Source organism: Streptomyces sp. AC558_RSS880, assembly GCF_019049255.1.
Classification (GTDB): domain Bacteria; phylum Actinomycetota; class Actinomycetes; order Streptomycetales; family Streptomycetaceae; genus Streptomyces.
This window is the reverse complement of sequence record NZ_JAGMUJ010000196.1, coordinates 1-306: the sequence shown is the minus strand read 5'-3', so window position 1 is coordinate 306 and position 306 is coordinate 1. Positions and strand designations below refer to the sequence as shown.

General features: G+C 62.4%; 1 protein-coding gene. It reads left to right on the top strand.

Annotated features, from left to right (window positions below; translation table 11 throughout):
• Nucleotides 1-306: MFS transporter (locus KUM38_RS40690; RefSeq protein ID WP_217137188.1), on the top strand; the 306-nt coding region annotated here is incomplete at both ends.

Genomic DNA, 306 nt, shown 5'->3' with positions numbered 1-306 from the left:
GCGGATCCTCGAAGAGGTCGAGGGCAGGACCGTCGACCTGGACGCCCGCGTCACCGAGATCGAGTCGGCGATGCACCGCGAGGAGAAGTCCAGCTTCAGGGACCTCCTCGGCGGCGGCTTCTTCTTCAAGCCGATCGTCTGGATCGGCATCGGCCTGTCGGTGTTCCAGCAGTTCGTCGGCATCAACGTCGCCTTCTACTACTCCTCCACGCTGTGGCAGTCGGTCGGCGTCGACCCGACGGACTCGTTCTTCTACTCGTTCACCACGTCGATCATCAACATCGTCGGCACCGTCATCGCGATGAT